Annotated in this window: 19 protein-coding genes; 17 read left to right on the top strand and 2 right to left on the bottom strand. The window is 70.9% G+C overall.

Annotation, left to right across the window (positions count from 1 at the left end):
- Positions 1–8 precede the first annotated feature (8 nt).
- From ABD987_RS23385 to ABD987_RS23350, 8 genes are all read left to right on the top strand, one after another.
- Positions 9–1,142 carry a sensor histidine kinase gene (locus ABD987_RS23385; RefSeq protein WP_345397380.1) on the top strand — a complete coding sequence of 378 codons (1,134 nt, stop codon included), beginning with the start codon at positions 9–11 and terminating at the stop codon, positions 1,140–1,142.
- Positions 1,139–1,810: a response regulator gene (locus ABD987_RS23380; protein WP_345397377.1), complete on the top strand. Its 672-nt coding sequence runs from the start codon at positions 1,139–1,141 to the stop codon at positions 1,808–1,810. Before ABD987_RS23385 ends, ABD987_RS23380 begins: the two co-directional genes overlap by 4 nt.
- 104 nt (positions 1,811–1,914) lie before the next feature.
- Positions 1,915–3,552: an acyl-CoA carboxylase subunit beta gene (locus tag ABD987_RS23375; RefSeq protein WP_345397374.1), complete on the top strand. Its 1,638-nt coding sequence runs from the start codon at positions 1,915–1,917 to the stop codon at positions 3,550–3,552.
- A 7-nt stretch (positions 3,553–3,559) separates the two neighbouring features.
- Complete coding sequence (locus ABD987_RS23370; RefSeq protein WP_345397371.1) at positions 3,560–3,781, top strand: acyl-CoA carboxylase epsilon subunit; 222 nt, start codon at positions 3,560–3,562, stop codon at positions 3,779–3,781.
- Positions 3,782–3,837: 56 nt separating this feature from the next.
- Positions 3,838–4,251, top strand: coding sequence for a helix-turn-helix domain-containing protein (locus ABD987_RS23365; RefSeq protein WP_345397368.1), 414 nt, complete (start codon positions 3,838–3,840; stop codon positions 4,249–4,251).
- A 360-nt stretch (positions 4,252–4,611) separates the two neighbouring features.
- A complete protein-coding gene (locus tag ABD987_RS23360; RefSeq protein ID WP_345397365.1) occupies positions 4,612–6,228 on the top strand; it encodes a purple acid phosphatase family protein in 1,617 nt (538 codons plus the stop codon).
- 160 nt (positions 6,229–6,388) lie between these two features.
- On the top strand, positions 6,389–7,009 hold the full coding sequence (locus ABD987_RS23355; RefSeq protein ID WP_345397362.1) for a PadR family transcriptional regulator: 621 nt from the start codon (positions 6,389–6,391) through the stop codon (positions 7,007–7,009).
- A complete protein-coding gene (locus ABD987_RS23350; RefSeq protein WP_345397359.1) occupies positions 6,990–8,603 on the top strand; it encodes a DHA2 family efflux MFS transporter permease subunit in 1,614 nt (537 codons plus the stop codon). The genes ABD987_RS23355 and ABD987_RS23350 overlap by 20 nt, the downstream gene beginning before the upstream one ends.
- A gap of 60 nt (positions 8,604–8,663) precedes the next feature.
- Here ABD987_RS23350 and ABD987_RS23345 read toward each other — a convergent pair whose 3' ends face one another.
- On the bottom strand, positions 8,664–10,523 hold the full coding sequence (locus ABD987_RS23345; protein ID WP_345397356.1) for a glycoside hydrolase family 3 protein: 1,860 nt from the start codon (positions 10,521–10,523) through the stop codon (positions 8,664–8,666).
- Between the two features lie 120 nt (positions 10,524–10,643).
- Between ABD987_RS23345 and ABD987_RS23340 the strand changes: the two genes are divergently transcribed.
- Together ABD987_RS23340 and ABD987_RS23335 are read left to right on the top strand one after the other, a co-directional pair.
- Positions 10,644–11,273, top strand: a complete 630-nt coding sequence (locus ABD987_RS23340; protein ID WP_345397353.1) for a Maf family protein — start codon at positions 10,644–10,646, stop codon at positions 11,271–11,273.
- A 100-nt stretch (positions 11,274–11,373) separates the two neighbouring features.
- Positions 11,374–12,726 carry a dicarboxylate/amino acid:cation symporter gene (locus tag ABD987_RS23335; protein WP_345397350.1) on the top strand — a complete coding sequence of 451 codons (1,353 nt, stop codon included), beginning with the start codon at positions 11,374–11,376 and terminating at the stop codon, positions 12,724–12,726.
- A gap of 220 nt (positions 12,727–12,946) precedes the next feature.
- Here ABD987_RS23335 and ABD987_RS23330 read toward each other — a convergent pair whose 3' ends face one another.
- Positions 12,947–13,678 (bottom strand): hypothetical protein, encoded by a 732-nt coding sequence (locus tag ABD987_RS23330; protein WP_345397347.1) that lies wholly within the window; start codon positions 13,676–13,678, stop codon positions 12,947–12,949.
- A gap of 49 nt (positions 13,679–13,727) precedes the next feature.
- On the opposite strand from ABD987_RS23330, the gene ABD987_RS23325 reads away from it, so the two are divergent.
- The 7 genes from ABD987_RS23325 (at position 13,728) to ABD987_RS23295 (ending at position 19,410) form a co-directional block, all read left to right on the top strand.
- The gene (locus ABD987_RS23325) at positions 13,728–14,009 is read left to right on the top strand and encodes an SAV_915 family protein (RefSeq protein WP_345397344.1); all 282 of its coding nucleotides are present in this window, start codon (positions 13,728–13,730) and stop codon (positions 14,007–14,009) included.
- A 133-nt stretch (positions 14,010–14,142) separates the two neighbouring features.
- Positions 14,143–15,924 (top strand): acetyl/propionyl/methylcrotonyl-CoA carboxylase subunit alpha, encoded by a 1,782-nt coding sequence (locus ABD987_RS23320; RefSeq protein WP_345397341.1) that lies wholly within the window; start codon positions 14,143–14,145, stop codon positions 15,922–15,924.
- A 58-nt stretch (positions 15,925–15,982) separates the two neighbouring features.
- Positions 15,983–16,477 (top strand): DUF1707 SHOCT-like domain-containing protein, encoded by a 495-nt coding sequence (locus ABD987_RS23315; RefSeq protein WP_345397338.1) that lies wholly within the window; start codon positions 15,983–15,985, stop codon positions 16,475–16,477.
- Positions 16,478–16,509: 32 nt separating this feature from the next.
- The gene (locus ABD987_RS23310; RefSeq protein WP_345397543.1) at positions 16,510–16,887 is read left to right on the top strand and encodes a DUF1707 SHOCT-like domain-containing protein; all 378 of its coding nucleotides are present in this window, start codon (positions 16,510–16,512) and stop codon (positions 16,885–16,887) included.
- A gap of 75 nt (positions 16,888–16,962) precedes the next feature.
- On the top strand, positions 16,963–18,234 hold the full coding sequence (locus tag ABD987_RS23305) for a sensor histidine kinase (protein WP_345397335.1): 1,272 nt from the start codon (positions 16,963–16,965) through the stop codon (positions 18,232–18,234).
- Positions 18,231–18,869 (top strand): response regulator, encoded by a 639-nt coding sequence (locus ABD987_RS23300; RefSeq protein ID WP_345397332.1) that lies wholly within the window; start codon positions 18,231–18,233, stop codon positions 18,867–18,869. The genes ABD987_RS23305 and ABD987_RS23300 overlap by 4 nt, the downstream gene beginning before the upstream one ends.
- Before the next feature lie 10 nt (positions 18,870–18,879).
- Positions 18,880–19,410 (top strand): GNAT family N-acetyltransferase, encoded by a 531-nt coding sequence (locus ABD987_RS23295; protein WP_345397329.1) that lies wholly within the window; start codon positions 18,880–18,882, stop codon positions 19,408–19,410.
- Positions 19,411–19,434: the final 24 nt, after the last annotated feature.

Genomic DNA, 19,434 nt, shown 5'->3' with positions numbered 1-19,434 from the left:
TCGTCGGCATGAGATCCCGGGTGTTCCACCGCGTCGCCGACGCGCTGGCCGCGGTGGTGATGGCCGTGGGCGCGGGCGGGAACCTCGCGGCGGGGGCCTGGCCGCTGCCGGGCTGGATGCCACCCTGGCTGGGCTGGACGGTCATGGGCCTGTCCGTGGTCCCGTTGCTGCTCCGCTGGTCATGGCCGCTGCCCGCGTTCACGACCGGGCTGCTGATGATCGTGGTCGCCGCGCCGATCGGCGGCCCGATCGTGGCCGTGCCGCTCGTCGCGACCGGCTGCGCGCTCTACGTCTACACCGCCTACGGCCCACCACGGAAGTCACGCATCGCGCTGGTCGTCGCCGTGGCCGGGCTGGTCCTGGCCGCGACGTTCATCCCCTCGCCCGCACAGTTCGAGACACTCGCCTTCGGGAACGCCGCGTTCGGCGTGTCCTACGCGCTGGGCTATCTGGTGCTCACCCGTCGCGAACAGGCCGAGCAGCTGCGGGAAACCTATGCGCACCAAGCGGTTTCGGAGGAGCGGCTGCGGATCGCCCGCGAGATGCACGACGTCGTGGCGCACAGCATGAGCCTCATCGCGGTGAAGGCGGCGGTCGGCAACCACGTCGCCCTCGAACAGCCCGAAGAGGCCCGCGACGCCTTGCGGGTCATCGAGGACGCCAGCCGCGAGACACTGGCCGAACTGCGCCGGATGCTCGGCGTCCTGCGCGGCGGGACCGACGAACCCCCGGCCCTGCTGGCGCCCGCGCCGACGCTGGCCGATCTGCGGGCGCTCGCGGAACGGACGGGCCAGGCCGGGCCGTCGGTGGAACTGGACGTCGAGGGATTAGCCGAACTTCCCGCCGGCGTGGGGCAATCGGTGTACCGGATCACGCAGGAGGCACTGACCAATGTGGTCAAACACGCCGGGGCGAGCGCCTGCCGGGTGCTGGTGCGCGGTGACGAGGGACAGGTGAGCGTCGAGGTGACCGACGACGGCGCTGGCGGCGCGAACGGTCCCGTCGCGCCGGGGCACGGCATGATCGGGATGCGCGAGCGGGTCGCCGTCTACGGTGGCGAGTTCAGCGCGGAAACCTTGCCCGACAAGGGTTTCCGCGTGTTCGCCCGGCTGCCCTACGCCGACGCGGAGGTGACCGCGTGACCCGGGTGCTCGTCGTCGACGACCAGGCGTTGCTGCGCGGCAGCTTCCGGGTGCTCGTCGACAGCGCGCCGGACCTGACCGTCGTCGGCGAGGCCGGGGACGGCGCCGAGGCGGTCGCGCTCGCGCGGCGGGAGAAACCCGACGTCGTGCTGATGGACATCCGGATGCCGGGCATGGACGGGATCGAGGCGACCCGGCGCATCTGCGGCGATGAGGAAACCGCCGCGACGCGGGTGCTGATCCTGACCACGTTCGACCTCGACGCGTACGTCTACTCGGCGCTGCGGGCCGGGGCGAGCGGCTTCCTGCTCAAGGACACCCCACCGGCCGGCCTGCTCTCCGCGATCGAGGTGGTCGCGAACGGCGACGGGCTGCTCGCGCCGTCGGTCACGCGGCAGCTGATCGCCGAGTTCGCGCGGCTGCCCGATCCCGGCGGAGCCGCCGTGGCCGGGCTCGACGGCGTCACGTCCCGGGAGCGGGAGGTGCTGACGCTCGTCGCGCGGGGGCTGTCCAACGACGAGATCGCCGCGCATCTGCACCTCGGGATCGCCACGGTGAAGACCCATATCGGGCGGCTGCTGCACAAGCTCGCCGCGCGCGACCGCGCCCAACTGGTCATCGCGGCGTACGAATCGGGACTCGTCCGGGCCAACCGGGCGCCGCGCTGACTGACATTTCCCCAGGTCAGCGCCGTTTCCCGGGCGGCAACTCCGGGTGACGTTGCGTACGCCACACCGCCGAAGTGACCAAGCAGTAGCTAAGCTCCCGGTTCATGAGCAGTGCGACGGAGCCGCTCGGGACGCCGCCCGAGGACGAACCCGACATCCACACCACGGCCGGCAAGCTCGCCGACCTCTATCGCCGGTACGACGAGGCGGTGCACGCGGGCGGGGCCCGCGCGGTGGAGAAACAGCACGCCAAGGGCAAGAAGACCGCCCGCGAACGCATCGAGCTGCTGCTCGACGAGAACTCGTTCGTGGAGCTGGACGAGCTGGCCCGGCACCGCTCGACGAACTTCGGCCAGGAGAAGAACCGGCCCTACGGCGACGGGGTGGTGACCGGCTACGGCACCGTCGACGGGCGCGGCGTGTGCGTGTTCAGCCAGGACGTCACGGTGTTCGGCGGCTCGCTCGGCGAGGTCTACGGCGAAAAGATCGTCAAGGTGATGGACCTGGCGATCAAGACCGGCCGCCCGATCATCGGCATCAACGAGGGCGGCGGCGCGCGCATCCAGGAGGGCGTCGTCTCGCTCGGGCTCTACGGCGAGATCTTCAACCGCAACGTCAAGGCGTCCGGGGTGATCCCGCAGATCTCGCTGATCATGGGCGCGAACGCGGGTGGGCACGTCTACTCCCCCGCGCTGACCGACTTCGTCGTGATGGTCGACGAGACCTCGCAGATGTTCATCACCGGCCCGGACGTGGTCAAGACGGTCACCGGCGAGGACGTCACGTTCGAGGAGCTCGGCGGCGGCCGGACGCACAACACGAAGTCCGGTGTCGCGCACTACCTCGGCTCCGACGACGAGGACGCCATCGCCTACGTCAAGGAACTGCTGTCGTACCTGCCCGCGAACAACCTCTCCGAGGCCCCGGTGTTCGAGACCGCGGAGCCGACGGGAGGGTTCTTCGACGAGGCCACCGACACCGACCGCGAGCTGGACACGATCATCCCGGACTCGCCGAACACCCCGTACGACATGCACGAGGTCATCACCCGCGTGCTCGACGACGGCGAGTTCCTGGAGGTGCACGAGCTGTTCGCACCGAACATCCTGGTCGGGTTCGGCCGGGTGGACGGGCACAGCGTCGGCGTCGTGGCGAACCAGCCGACCCAGTTCGCCGGCTGCCTGGACATCGACGCCTCGGAGAAGGCCGCGCGGTTCGTGCGGACCTGCGACGCGTTCAACATCCCGGTGCTGACCTTTGTGGACGTTCCGGGCTTCCTTCCCGGCACCGACCAGGAGTGGAACGGCATCATCCGGCGCGGCGCGAAGCTGATCTACGCCTACGCGGAGGCGACCGTCCCGCTGGTCACGATCATCACGCGCAAGGCCTACGGCGGCGCCTACGACGTCATGGGCTCCAAGCACCTCGGCGCCGACGTCAACCTCGCGTGGCCGACCGCGCAGGTCGCGGTCATGGGCGCGCAGGGCGCGGCGAACATCGTGCACCGCAAGACATTGGCGGCCGCGGCTTCCGAGGGCCGCGATGTCGACGCGCTGCGGGCCGAGCTGATCCAGGAGTACGAGGACACGCTGCTGAACCCGTACGCGGCGGCCGAACGCGGCTACGTCGACTCGGTGATCGTGCCCGCGCACACCCGAGGTCACGTCGCGCGGGCGCTGTCGCTGCTGCGGGAGAAGCGCGAAACCCTGCCGCCGAAGAAGCACGGCAACATTCCGCTGTGAGGCTGTGATGAGTGAATCTCCCGATCGCCCGCTGCTGCGGGTCGTCCGAGGCAACCCGAGCGACGCGGAGGTGGCCGCGCTGACCGCGGTCGTCGCCGCGGCCGCCGCCTCCCCGCCCCCACGCCCCGCCGCCCGCCGCACGTCGTGGTGGGCGGACCGGGCCTCCGCGCTGCGACGTCCGTTGCATCCGGGGGAAGGCGCCTGGCGCGCCTCCGCCCTCCCCCGCTGACTCAGGTCGACGACTTCCTGAAGGCGCACGAGGCCGCCGGACGCGGGCGCCCGGACATGCCCTGCTTCCTCAGCGGCGCCTCCCCGCACGACCGTGTCGAACTGCCCGCCGAGATGTATCGCCTGCTTCGACAGGTGGCGGAGGCACTTCAGAACGGTCTCGCGGTCTCCGTCGCGCCGGTGACCCAGACGCTGACCACCCAGCAGGCCGCGGAGTTGCTGGGGGTCAGCAGGCCGACGGTGATCCGGCTGCTCGACGACAAGGAGATCCCGTTCGAGCGCGTCGGCACCCATCGGCGCATCCTGCTGCGCGATCTGCTGACCTACCGCGATCGCCGACGGGCCGAGCAGTACGCCGCGCTCGAAGCCACCGCGGTCGACGACGCGGAAGACGTCGACGCGACCCTGAAACGGCTACGCAGCGCACGCGGCGAGGTCGCGAAACGGCGACGGGGTAACTCCACCGAGTAATCGGCGGTGCTGCCAAGATGCACCGATGTTCACCGTCCTGCTCGACACGCTCTGAAGGCCACCTTGAGGGACTTCAAGTCCCTCAAGGTGGCCTTCAGAGCCCCGCGAAGGAATGAATGGAAGATTCAGGACACCCCAAGGCCCCCTTGCCGAACACAGTACGAGCGGGGACCGACAGAAACGTGCCGCCGAGACGCGAACGGCCCGCCCCGAAGGCGAAGTGCCGTTAAGCCTCCATTCGAGTCCGTTGTGGATAGACGGGACATTGGCGGAGGTTTCCGGCACCTCCGGGCGTTTTCGTGCCCTGTCGTTCACCAGCTCGTGGTAGCCCGGCGTGCCGCCGCGGGGCACCGTGTCGGGGTGACCGACGACAAAGCCCTCTTCACCGCCCATATCAGCCGTCGCGGCTTCCTCACCGCGGCCGGCGCGGCGGGTGCCGCACTGGCGGTGCCCCTCGCCGGGGAGGCCGCGGCCGATCCCGTGGCCGATCCCACACTCGCGGCGACCGGCCCCACCCCGGAAGCCGCCGCGCACACCCCGGCCGTCGCGGGCCCGCACCTACAGTTCGGCTCGGACGCCTCGGCCGAGGTCGTGGTCTCCTGGCACTCCCTCCAGCCGGTGCGCCGCGCCCGCGCGCTGCTCGGGCACCCCGACGGACGGTACGAGCGCAGTGTGCCCGCGAAAACGGTGAGCTACACCGACGGCAAGTCCGGTCAGGTCGTCTACGCCCACCACGCGCCGTTGCGGGGCCTGCGGCCGGACACCGAGTACGTCTACGCCGCGCTGCACGACGGCGCCGAGCCGGTGATGGCGACCTTCCGCACCGCGCCGCGCGGGCGGGCCGCGTTCACCTTCACCAGTTTCGGCGACCAGGGCACGCCCACCCTCGGCAAGCGCTACACCCCGCCTTCCGGTGTCACGCTGCCGAACCCGCCGTACGTCAACGACAACCTCGGCTCGCCCGCCGCCGGTGACACCACCGCCGGGGTCGAGCGCGTCCGCCCGCTGTTCCACCTGTTCAACGGGGACCTCTGCTACGCCAACCTCGCGACCGACCGGGTCCGGACCTGGTGGGACTTCTGGGCGAACAACAGCCGCAGCGCGCGCTACCGGCCGTGGATGCCGTCGGCGGGCAACCACGAGAACGAGCTGGGCAACGGCCCGATCGGCTACGCGGCGTACCAGACGTACTTCTCGGTGCCCCCGGCGTCCGGGCAGACAGACGTCACGCGCGGGCTCTGGTACTCCTTCACCGTCGGCGCGGTCCGCGTGATCAGCCTCGCCAACGACGACGTCTGCTATCAGGACGCGGGCGACAGCTACGTCCGCGGTTACTCGCGCGGCGCGCAGAAGGCGTGGCTGGAGAAGGAACTCGCGGCGGCCCGGCGGGATCGCGGCGTCGACTGGGTGGTGATCTGCATGCACCAGGTCGTGATCAGCACCGCCGACCAGTTCAACGGTGCCGACCTCGGCATCCGCGAGGAGTGGGTGCCGCTGTTCGACCGCTACGGCGTCGATCTCGTGGTGTGCGGGCACGAGCACCACTACGAGCGCTCGCACCCGATCCGGGGCGCCGCGCCGAACGCGACCCGCACCCCCGTCCCGGCGGACACGAAGACCGACGTCGTGGACACCGGCAAGGGCACCGTGCACATGGTCATCGGGGGCGGCGGGACGTCGGCGCCGTCGAACCAGCTGCTGACCACCCCGCCGCGCTGCCGCGTCGTCACCGCCGTCGGCGCGCCGGACCCGAAGACCGGCAAGCGGCCGCCGGTGTACGTCTCCGAGGACGCGCCGTGGTCGGCCGCGCGGGACGCCGCGCACGCGTACGGCTTCGCGGCGTTCACCGTCGACCCCGGCACGCGGCGCGGCGGAACCACGTCGATGCGGGTCACGTACTACGAGGTCGCGGGCCCGGACGGACAGCTCCGCCCCTTCGAGACCTTCACCCTGCAACGCCGCCGCTCCGACGCCTGACCCGCGACTGTCCGTGGGGGCCTCCCTGAGGGACTCCAGGTCCCTCAGGGAGGCCCCCACGGACAGTCGGGACCGGGATCACACTGGACCGCGCAATAGTCAGCGTCGTATAGTCCATGTGGAATAAACGACCCGGGGCATCGAGGGAGACCAACGGACGATGGCGGCTGCCAAGCTGACGACGCTGGGGATCGCCGTGCTGGAACTCCTGCACGAGCGCCCGATGCACCCGTACGAGATGGCGCAGCTCATGCGGGAGCGCCATGTCGACAACCGCGTCAAGGTGAAGGCCGGATCGCTCTACCACACCGTGGAACGCCTGCTGGGCAACGGTTTTATCGAGGTCGTCGACACCCAGCGCGACGGCAGGAGGCCCGAGCGGACCGTCTACGGCATGACCGGGGCGGGCCGCGACGCCTTCGTCGAACGCAGCACACACCTGCTCGGCGACGTCGCCGAGGAGTACCCGGAGTTCCTCAGCGGGCTCGCGGTCATCCACGAGCTGGGCCGGGAGCGCTCCCTGCGGGAACTCGAACGCCGAATCACCCAGCTGCGCGCGAGGGTCGCCGCGGACCGGACCGTGACCCAGCGCCTGCACGACGACAGCACACCCGAGATCTACTGGCTCGACTGGCGCTTCACCGCCGCCCGCCGCGCCTTCGAGCTCGAATGGGCCGAGCGCCTGCTCGACGAGCTCAAGACCGAAAAACTCCCCTTTGTCTGCGAGCACGAACCGAAGCTCGTTACCGAGAAAGAGAACGATGAACGCAAGACAAGCTAACCCGTGGGCCGCGCTTTCCGCGCTGTGCCTGGGTTTCTTCATGATCCTGCTGGACACGACCATCGTGACCATCGCGATCCCCGCCATGCTGCGGGAACTGAACGCGGGCCTGAACGCCGTCGTCTGGGTGATCAGCGTCTACCTGCTCACCTACGCGGTCCCGATGCTGTTCACCAGCCGCCTCGGCGACCGGTTCGGCCCGAAGCGGGTCTTCCTCGCCGGGCTGGTCGTGTTCACCGCCGCCTCGCTGTGGTGCGGCCTGTCCGGCACCGTCGAGATGCTGATCGTGGCCCGCGCGGTGCAGGGCCTCGGCGCGGCGCTGCTGACCCCGCAGACGCTGGCCTTCGTCACCCACCTGTTCCCGCCCGCGAAGCGCGGCCCGGCGATGGGACTGTGGTCGGGAGTCGCGGGGCTGGCCACGATCGCGGGCCCGCTGCTGGGCGGGGTGCTCGTCGATCACCTCGGCTGGGCGTGGATCTTCTACGTCAACGTGCCGATCGGCGTCGTCGCGCTGGTGCTCACCGTGCTGCTGGTGCCGGACTGGCAGCCGAAGCACTCGCACTCCTTCGACCTGCTCGGCATCCTGCTGTCCGCGGCCGGGCTGTTCCTCGTCGTCTTCGGTGTCCAAAATGGACAGCACTACGACTGGGGCACGGTGTTCGGCTCGATCACGATCGCCGAGATCATCGGCGCCGGGGTGGTGCTGCTCGTCGCGTTCGTGGTGTGGCAGTGGTTCAACAAGCGTGAACCGCTGGTGCCGCTTCGGGTGTTCGTGAACCGCAACTTCTCCGCGGGCACGCTCACCGCGACCACGGTCGGCTTCACCATGACGGGCATGTTCCTGCCGCTGGTGATCTTCATCCAGACGGTGCGCGGGATGAGCCCGAGCATGGCGGGCCTGCTCACCGCGCCGATGTCGCTGCTGTCCGGGATCATCGGCCCGTTCGTCGGCCGGGCCTCCGACCGGATCAACGGCCGCTACCTGGTGATGGGCGGACTGGCCGCGCTCGCGGCCGGGCTCGGCATCGTGGCATGGCAGACGACGCCGGAGACGAACCCGTGGGCGCTCACCCCGGCGCTGCTGGTGTGCGGGCTGGGGATCGGCTGCATCTTCGCGCCGATGAGCAACCTCACCATGGCCGCGGTGGAACCCCGGCTCGCCGGGACGGCGTCCGGGATCTACAACACCTCGCGCCAGGTCGGCGGCGTGCTCGGCAGCGCGGCGATCGGCGTGCTGCTCCAGGCCCGGATCACCGCGTCGATCACCGACGAGACGGCGAAAGCGGCGGCCTCGCTGCCCGAGCAGTACCGGGCGCCGTTCGCCGAGGGCGTCGCCCGCGGCGCGGCCTCGGCGGGCGAGTTCAGTGGGGCGAGCGGCCCGAGCCCGATGCCGGGCCTGCCCGCCGACGTCGCCGCGCACGCCCAGCAGCTCGCGCTCGACGCAGTCCACAATGGACTGACCGACGCGGCGAAGACGACCCTGCTGCTGCCGATCGCGGTGCTGGTGCTCGGCATCGGCGCCGCGGCGATGCTGCGGCGGGTGGCCCCGCGCGCTTCGGCTCCGGCCGAGGCACCGGCCTCCTCCCGGGCGTAGCACGCGGTCTCCTTCGCGGCCTCTGCACGCCGCGAAGGAGACCGCCCCGCGCCGCGGGTCTCAGTGGCGGCGGTAGGACAGGCCGTACCCGTACGGGAACAACGCCTGCTTGCCGTCGCCCGCGTTGATCGGTTCCTGCGCGGAGTTCTTCGGCCAGCTGAAGCTCAGCCTGCCGGTCGGGTCGTAGTCGCCGTAGAGCACGTCCGCGACGCCCGCGCCTTCACTGCCCGGCAGCCACGCGGCGACCAGCCCGTCGAACTCCGGCAGCTGCGCGCCGAGATCGAGCACCCGCCCGGACACGGTGACCACGACCAGCGGCACCCCGGACGCCTTCAGCTTCGCGATCGTCGCGAGGTCCTCGGCGTCCAGCCCGAGACCGTTCGGCCGGTCGCCCTTCCCTTCCGCGTAAGGCGTTTCCCCGACGACGGCGACAGCGACCTTGTAACTCTTGTCGATTCCGTTGCCCGCCTTGTCGAAGGTGACCGTGGTGTTCTTCCCGGCACCGGCGCGGAGGCCGTCGAGGATCGTGGTGCCGGGGATCACCGGGCCGCTCCGCCCCTGCCAGCTCAGTGTCCAGCCGCCCGCCTGGTTGCCGATGTCGTTCGCGTTCTTGCCCGCGACGAAGATCCGGTTGCCGTTCTTCTTCAGCGGCAGCACGCCGTCGTTCTTCAGCAGCACCTGCGATTCCCGGACCGCCTGCCGCGCGAGTTCGCGGTGTGCCCCGCTCCCGAAGTCCTTCTGCAGCGAGCGATCCGTGTACGGATGCTCGAACAGGCCCAGCTCGAACTTCTTGGTGAGGATGCGCCGGTTCGCGTCGTCGATCCGCGACATCGGCACGTGCCCGGCGGCGACCTCGCCCTTGAGCAGCCCGATGAACCTGACGTAGTCGTTGGGCACCATCGCCATGTCGATGCCCGCGTTGATCGCCTGCGCGACCCGTTCCGCGGTCAGGCCGGGAGTGCCGCCGCCGATCTGGTCGATGCCGTTGTAGTCGGAGACGACGAAGCCGGAGAAGCGCAGCTCGCCCTTGAGCAGATCGGTGATCAGGTACTTGTTGCCGTGGTCCTTGACGCCGTTCCAGCTGTTGTAGCTGACCATCACCGAGCCGACCCCGCGGGCGATCGCCGCGCGGAACGGCGGCAGGTGGATCTCCCGCAGTTCCCGCTCGCTGATCCGCGCGTCGCCCTGGTCGACGCCGCCCGCGGTACCGCCGTCGCCGATGAAGTGCTTGGCGGTGGCCAGAACCGACGCGCGGTCGTCGAGTTTCCGGCCCTGGAGCCCGTTGATGATCGCGCTGTTGGCGACGGCGTTGCGCGGGAGTTCGCCGTAGGACTCGTACGTCCGTCCCCAGCGGTCGTCCCTGGCCACGCACAGGCACGGCGCGAAGCCCCACTTGACGCCGGTCGCGGCGGATTCGTTCGCGGTGACCGCGCCGATGCGCTCGACCAGGCGCGGGTCGTTCGCGGCGCCGAGGCCGATGTTGTGCGGGAAGATCGTGGCGCCGTGGACGTTGTTGTGGCCGTGCACGGTGTCGGCGCCGTAGATGGTCGGGATCCCCAGTGGCGTGGCCAGCGCCGCGCGCTGGTAGCCGTCGATCATGTCGGCCCAGCCGGCCGGGCTGTTCGGGTCCGGCACCGAGCCGCCGCCGGACAGGACCGAGCCGAGGCGCGCGTCGGCGGCCTGTCGCGGGGTCGCGGCGGCCCGCTCCCCCTCGGTCATCTGGCCGATCTTGTCGTCCAGGCTCATCCGCTTCATCAGGTCGGCGACCCGGACCGGGACGGGCGCGCGCGGGTTCCGGTAGAGCGGTGCCCGCTCGGCCGACGCCACCGGCGTCAGCGCGGTTCCGGACAGGAGCAGCCCGGCGAGCACGGCGGTCTGCGTCGCGCGCAGTGCTCTTCGGGCGCGGAGGCGGGACGTCATGGGTTCCCTCCGAGAAATGATCCTTCAGGGATATGTTGCGAGTCACAACAAACTAACCGGGCGAACACTGTGCGGCCGGTCACAATTCGGCAACGGGGTGGGCACCGGTACCGTCCGGTCGTGCGTTTCGTTCTCGGTTCCCAGTCCCCCGCCCGACTCGCCGTCCTGCGCGCCGCCGGCCTCGACCCGCGTGTCGTGGTTTCCGGCGTCGACGAGGACGCGGTGATCGCCGCGTCCGCCGGCCTGCACTCCGGTCAGGTGGTCGCCGCGCTGGCCATGGCGAAGGCCGAGGCCGTCGTCGCCACCCTCGCGGGCGAGCGGGGCGACGCGGTGGTCATGGGCTGCGACTCGATGCTCCTCATCGACGGCGAACTGGTCGGCAAGCCGGGCACCGTCGAGATCGCGCGGCGCCGGTGGCAGGCGATGGCGGGCAACTCCGGCGCGCTCCTCACCGGCCACGCCGTCATCCGCGTCAAAGACGGCGAAGCGATCGAGAAGACCTCCGGCACCGAAGCCACGAAGGTCCACTTCAGCACCCCGGACGCCGACGAACTGGAGGCGTATCTCGCGAGCGGGGAGCCGCTCCAGGTGGCGGGCGGATTCACCCTGGACGGCCTGGGCGGCTGGTTCGTCAAGGGCGTCGAGGGCGACCCGTCGAGCGTGATCGGCATCAGCCTCTCGCTGACCCGGACGCTGCTGGCCGAGGTCGGCGTCCGTGTCACGGATCTCTGGCAACCTCCCACATCCTGAGAAGGTCGCCACACGATCGGGTGATTCGGAAGAGTTCCTCCCTGCCTACCGTTCTGCATAACCGGCAGACAGGAACACCCCGAGCTTCCGGAGCGCCCACGTGTCTTTCATACGGACCTACACCAAGCCGAAGGTCTTCGCGGCCGCGGTCCTCGGCTCCCTCGTCGTCGGCGCGCTGCTCGGTGTCGTCGCGCGGAGCACCGAGGCCAAGTGGCTGACGAGCCTGCTCGACCAGATCGGCTCGATCTTCACCACCCTCCTGCAGATCGCCGTGATCCCGCTGGTCTTCACGGCCATCGTGGTCGGCATCAACAGCCTGCGCGGCCTCGGCGGCGGGCGGACCGCGGCCCGGCTCGGCGGCAAGACCGTGCTGTGGTTCGCGATCACGTCGTTCATCGCCTCGCTGATCGGCATCGCGATCGGCCGGATCTTCAATCCCGGCAGCGGCGGCCTCGGCGGGACCGCGGCGACCGCGAAGAACGCCGCCAAGGCCGCGAAGAGCGTCGACCACTGGGGATCGTGGGACGCCTTCGTCAACGGCCTGCTGCCGCAGAACTTCGTGAAGGCGTTCTCGGAGGGTGAGACGCTCCAGGTGCTCTTCCTGGCGCTGGTGATCGGTGCCGCCGCCTACAGCCTCGGCGACAAGGCGAAGCCGTTCGTCGACTTCACCACGAGCGTGTTCGAGATCATCCAGCGTTACCTCGGCTGGATCGTGCGGCTCGCCCCGATCGGCATCATCGGCCTGATCGGCGCGGCGGTGTCGAACTACGGCGACGCGCTGTTCCGGCCGCTGTTCTCCACGACGCTCGCGGTGTACGTCGGCTGCCTGCTGGTGCTGTTCGTGGTGTACCCGATCCTGCTCCGGTTCGTCGCCAAGGTGAGCCCGCTGAAGTTCTTCGCGAAGGCGGGCACCGCGATCCAGTTCGCGTTCGCCTCGCAGTCCTCGTCCGCGACGCTGCCGCTGACCCGCCAGTCCGCGGTGAACCTCGGTGTCCAGCCCGCCTACGCCGCCTTCGCGACGCCGCTGGGCAGCGCGACGAAGATGGACGGCTGCGCGGCGGTGTTCCCGGCGATCGCGGCGATCTTCGTCGCGAACCTCTCCGGGGTTTCGCTGAACTTCTGGCAGTACGCCGGGATCGTCGTGGTCGCCGTGGTCGGCGCGCTGGCCACCGCCGGGACGACCGGCTGGCTGACCGCGTTCACGCTCACCACGTCGTTCATCGGGCTGGACGCCAAGCAGGTCGCGATCGGCCTGGCGCTGATCTACTCGGTCAACCCGATCATGGACATGATGCGCACCGCGACGAACGTGGCGGGCCAGATCGCCGTCCCGGTCATCGTGGCCCGCGGCGAGGGCCTGCTCGACGACGAGGTCCTCAACGCGCCCACCACGCCGCCGCAGCACAGCGACGACGGCGCCGCGGCCCGCACCGCCTCCCCGTCCCCCGCCTGACCAGCGCAAAGCGAGCAAGGGACCTTTGCTCTCGTTGCATGCACGCGCATAGAACGAGAGCAAAGGTCCCTTGCTTCCGTTTGGTCCCGACGCGCGGCGGACGAGCGCCCCAATGTGGCATTGGGTGCGCTGGACGCACCCAATGTGGCGTTCGGTGCGTTGAGCGCACCGAACGCCACATTGGGGCGCTTGAACCCCGCCGAACCCCGCCCGTGCCGGTCTACGAAGGGCAGGCGTGCAGGTCGGTGCGGGTGAGCCGGACGTCGGGCCAGCCCGGCAGGTCCGAGGGCGCGGTCACCTTCCAGGTGCAGCCGATCGAGTTGCCCCCGAGCTCGTACGCCTCGGCCAGCACCGGCGCGGCCTGGCACTGCGGTGTCCCCGGGGTCATGCCGGGGCACTCGTGCCGCACCACGATGACGTCGGGCACGCCGTCCGCGGTGACGTCGTAGAGCGACAGCGTCCCGGCGTCGGCGAAGTACGGCTTCCCCGCGCTCGTCCACCTGCCGCCGCGGTCGACGAGCAGTTCGCCGTAGGCGCCGCCCGGCGCGTCCTTCGCCTCGCCGCGGATCAGGCACGCTGAGGTCACCCCCTCGATGCAGCGCAACGAGTTCTCCCCGAGCCGCACGCCCAGCTCGGCGATCGCCAGCTCGATCACAGTGCCTGGCTCGGGGCCGACCCGGACGCGCCCGGCGCCACCCTCCGCGTCGGCGAGCAGGGCGATCGGGACGGTGCCGACGGTCATCGCCGCGAGCTGGCGGCACGGTCCGGCCCCGCAGGTCGGGGTCGCCGGGACGGGCCCGCGCAGGGGTGGCACCGCCGCGCCGTCGCCACCGTCCGTGGCCGGGCGTGGCCGCAGCACCACGACGACCACCAGCGCCGCCACCGTCACCACTACCGCGAGCAGCGCGGTGAGCAGCGCCGGTCGTGGCGCGCGCAGTCCGGTAGTCCGCATGCCGAGAGCGTAAGCGACCTCGCTCTCGGTGTCCGTCTATGTTGGCCCGGTGACGAACCCCGATTTGCCCGCCGCCCTGTACCTGCCCACCAGCGAGACGCCGAAAGATCACTCGGGCGCGTCGATCGAGCTGCGCCGTACCCCGGACGGCCGGACGGCGCTGGTCGCCTTCACCTCGCTCGACCAGCTCGTCTCCTGCTGCGGCGAGCACCAGCCGTGGGCGCGCGTGGCCACCGAGGACCTGCCCGCGATCCACCGGGCCCGCCCGTACGACGTGATCGTCCTGGACTCGCCCCTGCCCGAAGGGCTCCGCCACACCACCCGCGCCTGAGCTCCGCATCCCGGCGGTACGCGAGATATAACACAGCTCATACTCAAGGGAATCGCGATTTCGATCCGTAGACTTCCCGGATACCGCGCCGTGCGGTCAGCAGAGCAGCTGTCGGGACACGAGGAGGTGCGTGGTGGCCGAGCAGGTCAGCGCGACGGTGACCAAGATCCTTGTCGCCAACCGAGGCGAGATCGCGGTACGCGTGATCAGGGCCGCGAAGGACGCCGGGCTGGCCAGCGTGGCCGTCTACGCCGATCCCGACCGCGACGCACCGCACGTCAAGCTGGCCGATGAGGCCTTCTCGCTGGGCGGCACGACAGCCGCCGAAAGCTATCTCGTGTTCGACAAGCTGCTCGACGTCGCGAAGCGTTCCGGCGCCGACGCGGTTCACCCCGGCTACGGTTTCCTCTCCGAAAATGCCGATTTCGCCCAGGCCGTCCTCGACGCCGGGCTGACCTGGATCGGGCCGAGCCCGCAGGCGATCCGCGACCTCGGCGACAAGGTCACCGCGCGGCACATCGCGATGCGGGCCGGTGCCCCGCTGGTGCCGGGCACGAAGGAGCCGGTCGCCGGCGCCGACGAGATCATCGCGTTCGCCGACGAGCACGGGCTGCCGGTGGCGATCAAGGCCGCGTTCGGCGGTGGCGGCCGCGGGCTGAAGGTGGCGCGGACCCGCGAGGAGATCCCGGAGCTGTTCGAGTCCGCGACGCGCGAGGCGATCGCCGCGTTCGGCCGCGGCGAATGCTTCGTGGAGCGCTATCTCGACAAGCCGCGGCACGTCGAGGCCCAGGTACTGGCCGACCAGCACGGCAACGCGATCGTCGTCGGCACCCGGGACTGCTCGTTGCAGCGGCGGCACCAGAAGCTCGTCGAGGAGGCGCCCGCGCCGTTCCTGACCGACGAGCAGCGCAAGCGGATCCACGAGTCGGCGAAGGCCATCTGCAAGGAGGCCGGGTACTCCGGCGCGGGCACCGTCGAGTACCTCGTCGCCACCGACGGCACGATCTCCTTCCTGGAGGTCAACACCCGGCTCCAGGTCGAGCACCCGGTTTCGGAGGAGACCACCGGCATCGACCTCGTCCGCGAGATGTTCCGCATCGCGCGCGGCGAGAAGCTGCGCTTCACCGAGGACCCGGAGCCGCGCGGCCATTCGATCGAGTTCCGGATCAACGGCGAGGACGCCGGCCGTGGCTTCCTGCCCGCTCCCGGCACGGTGACGAGGTTCGTCGCGCCGTCCGGCCCCGGTGTGCGGGTCGATTCCGGTGTCGAGGACGGCAGCGTGATCGGCGGGCAGTTCGACTCGATGCTGGCGAAGCTGATCGTCACCGGCTCGGACCGGCAGAACGCGCTGGAGCGCAGCCGTCGCGCGCTCGCGGAGATGGTCGTCGAGGGCATGGCGACGGTGCTGCCGTTCGACCGCGTGATCGTGGACGACCCCGCGTTCATCGGCGACGAGAACGGTTTCTCGGTGCACACCCGCTGGATCGAGACCGAGTTCGACAACAGGATCGAGCCCTTCGTCGCGCCGGAAGCGGCCGAAGCCGAGGAGGAGCAGCCCCGGCAGAACGTCGTCGTCGAGGTCGGCGGGCGGCGGCTCGAGGTGTCGCTGCCCGGCGGGTTCGCGCTCGAAGGCGGCGGTGGCGGGACCACGGTGAAGGCGAAGCCGCGCAAGCGCGCGGGCGGGGCGAAGGCGGCGGTCAGCGGCGACGCGGTGACCGCGCCGATGCAGGGCACGATCGTCAAGGTCGCGGTCGAGGAGGGCCAGCAGGTCGAGGCCGGGGACCTCGTCGTCGTACTGGAGGCGATGAAGATGGAAAACCCGGTCACCGCGCACAAATCGGGTGTCGTGACGGGTCTCGCGGTCGAGGTCGGCGCGGCCGTGACGCAGGGCACGCAGCTTCTCGAGCTCAAATGAGCCGAATACGTACGGATGTCATGGCTGGTCGTGACCCGCTCGGCCTACCATCGGTGCTGTGAACGAGGTTCCGTCTCCCGAGCTCCGGATCAGTGACCAAGACCGCGAAGCGGCGCTGACCGCGCTCGGCGAGCACATGAGCGCGGGGCGGATCGACATCGACGAGTTCGGTGAGCGGTCCGCCAGGATCACCGCGGCCAAGACCCGCGGTGACCTGTCGGCGGTCTTCGCCGATCTCCCCCAGCCGCATCCGCGGTTCGACCAGCCGTGGCAGACGGTGTCCGCGCCGCCGGTCCCGCAGGCCACCGCGGCGCCGCCCGCGCCGCGAAGCTCGTGGACACCGGCGCAGCGCGCGGTGGCCGCGCTGACGCCGCTGGTCTGGATCGCGGCGATCGTGCTGATGGTGTCGGCGGGTGTCTCGTGGCTGATCCTCCTGGTGCCGATCGGGCTCACCGCCGTCGGCCGCGGGTTGTGGGGGCAGGACTGGCACGGCCACGACCGGCATCGCGAGCTGCGGGACCGCCGCCGCTACCGCGGTGAAATCGACGGCTGAGCACGAGGACCGTCGTGGGCAACAGACCGGATATGCGGCTTTCCGACGCCGAGCGGCAGGACGCGCTCGAGGTGCTGGAGGAACACGTCCGCACGGGCAGGCTCGATCTCGACGAGTACGACGACCGGTCGGCGAAGGTGACCGCCGCGAAACGGGTCAGCGACCTGGTGCCGTTGTTCGACGATCTCCCGTCGCCGAGACCGGGCGTCCTGCTCGCCGCGCCGGTCACCTCGGCACCGGGCGTGCCGGACACGTCATCCGCACCCGGCCGCTGGCTGAGCGCGAGCGCGGTGCCGATCGCCGCGGTGGTGGCGATCGCGCTGTTCTTCCTCACCCGGGGCACGTTCCTGGTGTTCCTGTTGCCGATCGGGGTGGCGCTGGCCCTCGGCGCCCGCGGGCGGCGCCGCTGATCGATCCACCGAACGGTGGATGCCCGCGCTCATCGGCTGATCCCGCGGACCCGCGCGGACTGCGAGAATCGGCCCATGTGGATGGCGGGCCTGCCGAAGGAGATCGACGCGCGCGGCGAGCGGCTCGGCGGCCCGATCCTCAGTGTGGTCAGCCTGCTCGTGCTCGCCGGGAGCACGGTCTGGGCCGCGTTCGCCACGCACGGCGACCGCGCGTACTGGACCGGCATGCTGGTCGTCGTCGGTGCCCTGGCGGTGTGGCTGCCATTGCTGATCCCGCTGTTCCCCCGCCGGCACGACCACCCCGTGCTGACCGCCTGCTACTACGCCGGGGTGCTGCTCGGGGCCGCGTTCCTGGTCGGCAGGGCCGACCTGTTCACCGCCTTCGCGTCCATGGGGTACTCGCTGGCGTTCGCGTTGTTTCCCGCCCGCTGGAGTGTGTTCGCGGTGGCCGCGACCGCGGTGATGCCGTTGCTGGTCAAGGGCGGCTGGGGACCGGACGCGCATACGCCGTCGTGGGTGATCATGGCCTCGGTGGCGGGGCCGATGCTCTACGCGGCGTGGTTCATCGGGGTGGAAAGCGACCGGCGGCGCCGCGCGAACACCGCACTCGCCGAGTCGAACTCGCGGCTGGAGAAGGCGCTGGAGGAGAACGCGGGGCTGCACGCCCAGCTGCTGACGCAGGCCCGTGAGGCGGGGGTGCTGGACGAACGGCAGCGGATGGCCAGGGAAATCCACGACACGCTCGCGCAGGGGCTCACCGGGATCGTCACCCAGCTCCAGGCCGCCGAGCGGGCCGAGGCCGACCCGTCCCGGTATCGGCGGCACCTGGCGCAGGTGCACACGCTCGCGCGGGAAAGCCTCAGCGAAGCCCGCCGGGCCGTGCAGGCGCTGCGCCCGGAACCGCTCGACGGCTCGCGGCTGCCCGACGCCGTCGCCGAGCTGGCGCGCCGTTTCGCCGAAACCTCCGACGCCGAGGTCAGCACCGAAACGACCGGGGAGGCGCGGGCCCTGCTGCCCGAGCTGGAGGTCACCCTGTACCGGGTCGCCCAGGAGGCGCTGACGAATGCCGGAAAGCACGCGAGGGCAACGAGAATCGGCCTCTCACTGTCCTATTCGGACGATGTGGTGATGCTCGACGTCCGGGACGACGGTGTCGGGTTCCGGCCGGATGCCGGCGAGCACCGGCGTACCGACGGCAGCGGGTTCGGGCTCCAGTCGATGCGGCAGCGGGTCCGCCGGGTCGCGGGCTCGCTGGCGGTGGAAAGCGCGCCCGGCGAGGGCACCGCCGTCAACGCGCAGATCCCGGCGATCCCCGCCTTCGGCGGCGAGGACGGTGAGTACCGGTGATCCGGCTGCTGCTGACCGACGATCATCCGGTCGTGCGGGACGGCCTGCGTGGCGCGTTCACCGGCGAGGCGGACATCGAGGTCGTCGGCGAGGCCGCGAACGGTGCCGAGGCGCTGGCCTTCGTGGCGAAGCACCATCCCGACGTGGTGCTGATGGACCTGCGGATGCCCGTACTGGACGGGGTCGGCGCGATCCGGCGGCTCACCGCCGAGTTCCCCGCCGTGCGGGTGCTGGTGCTGACGACGTTCGATTCCGAGGCCGACGTCCTGCCCGCGATCGAGGCGGGCGCGACCGGCTACCTGCTCAAGGACGCCCCCGTCGGCGAGCTGTTACGGGCGGTGCGCGCGGCCGCGCGCGGGGAGTCCGTGCTGGCGCCGAGCGTCGCCGTGCGGCTGATGGGACGGGTGCGCGAACCCGCGCGGGGCACGCTGACGCGCCGGGAACTGGAGGTGCTGCGGCTCGTCGCGGGCGGGGCGACGAACCGGGTCGCCGCGAGCAGGCTGTTCGTCAGCGAGGCGAGTGTCAAGACGCATCTGCTGCACGTGTACGCGAAACTCGGGGTGAACGACCGCGCGGCCGCGGTGGGCGAGGCCTACCGACGCGGTCTCCTCCAGCCCGACGACGGCCCTGACTAGGCTCGGCCGGGTGGAACCGGTGGAGCTCAACGAAGGGTCGTACCACCTGCGACAGCTGCGCGCGGACCGTCGCCTCGACGACCGGCCCGCGCTGATCGAGGCGTTCGCCGATCCGGCGCATCGCCGGTACGTGCTGAACTACCGCGTCCGCACCCTGGACGAGGCCACCGAGTACATCGCGCTGCGGCTCGCCCAGTGGGCGGGCGACGAGCGGTGCTCGTGGGCGGTGGCCGAACCGGCGACCGGACGGCTGCTCGGCGAGGTGGGCCTGCGGGAACTCGACCTCGTCGCCGGGTACGCGGAGGCGGCGGTGTGGGTACACCCGGCCGAACGCCGCCGGGGCATCGCGAGCACCGCGCTGGACGCCGCGCTGCGCTTCGGTTTCGGCCCCCTCGGGCTCCGCGCGGTGAGCTACCGGTACGAGGAGAGCAACACCGACTCCGCCGCGGTGGCCCGCCGCTGTGGCTTCACCCGCATCGGCCAGGAACCCGAACCCGCGCCGACCGGTGAACCCCTGATCCGCTGGCTCCGCACCGCCTGACCCTCCGCCGCGCCGCCCCGCTGC

Source organism: Amycolatopsis samaneae (genome assembly GCF_039541975.1).
Classification (GTDB): Bacteria; Actinomycetota; Actinomycetes; order Mycobacteriales; family Pseudonocardiaceae; genus Amycolatopsis; species Amycolatopsis samaneae.
This window is presented reverse-complemented; position numbering and strand designations above follow the sequence as displayed.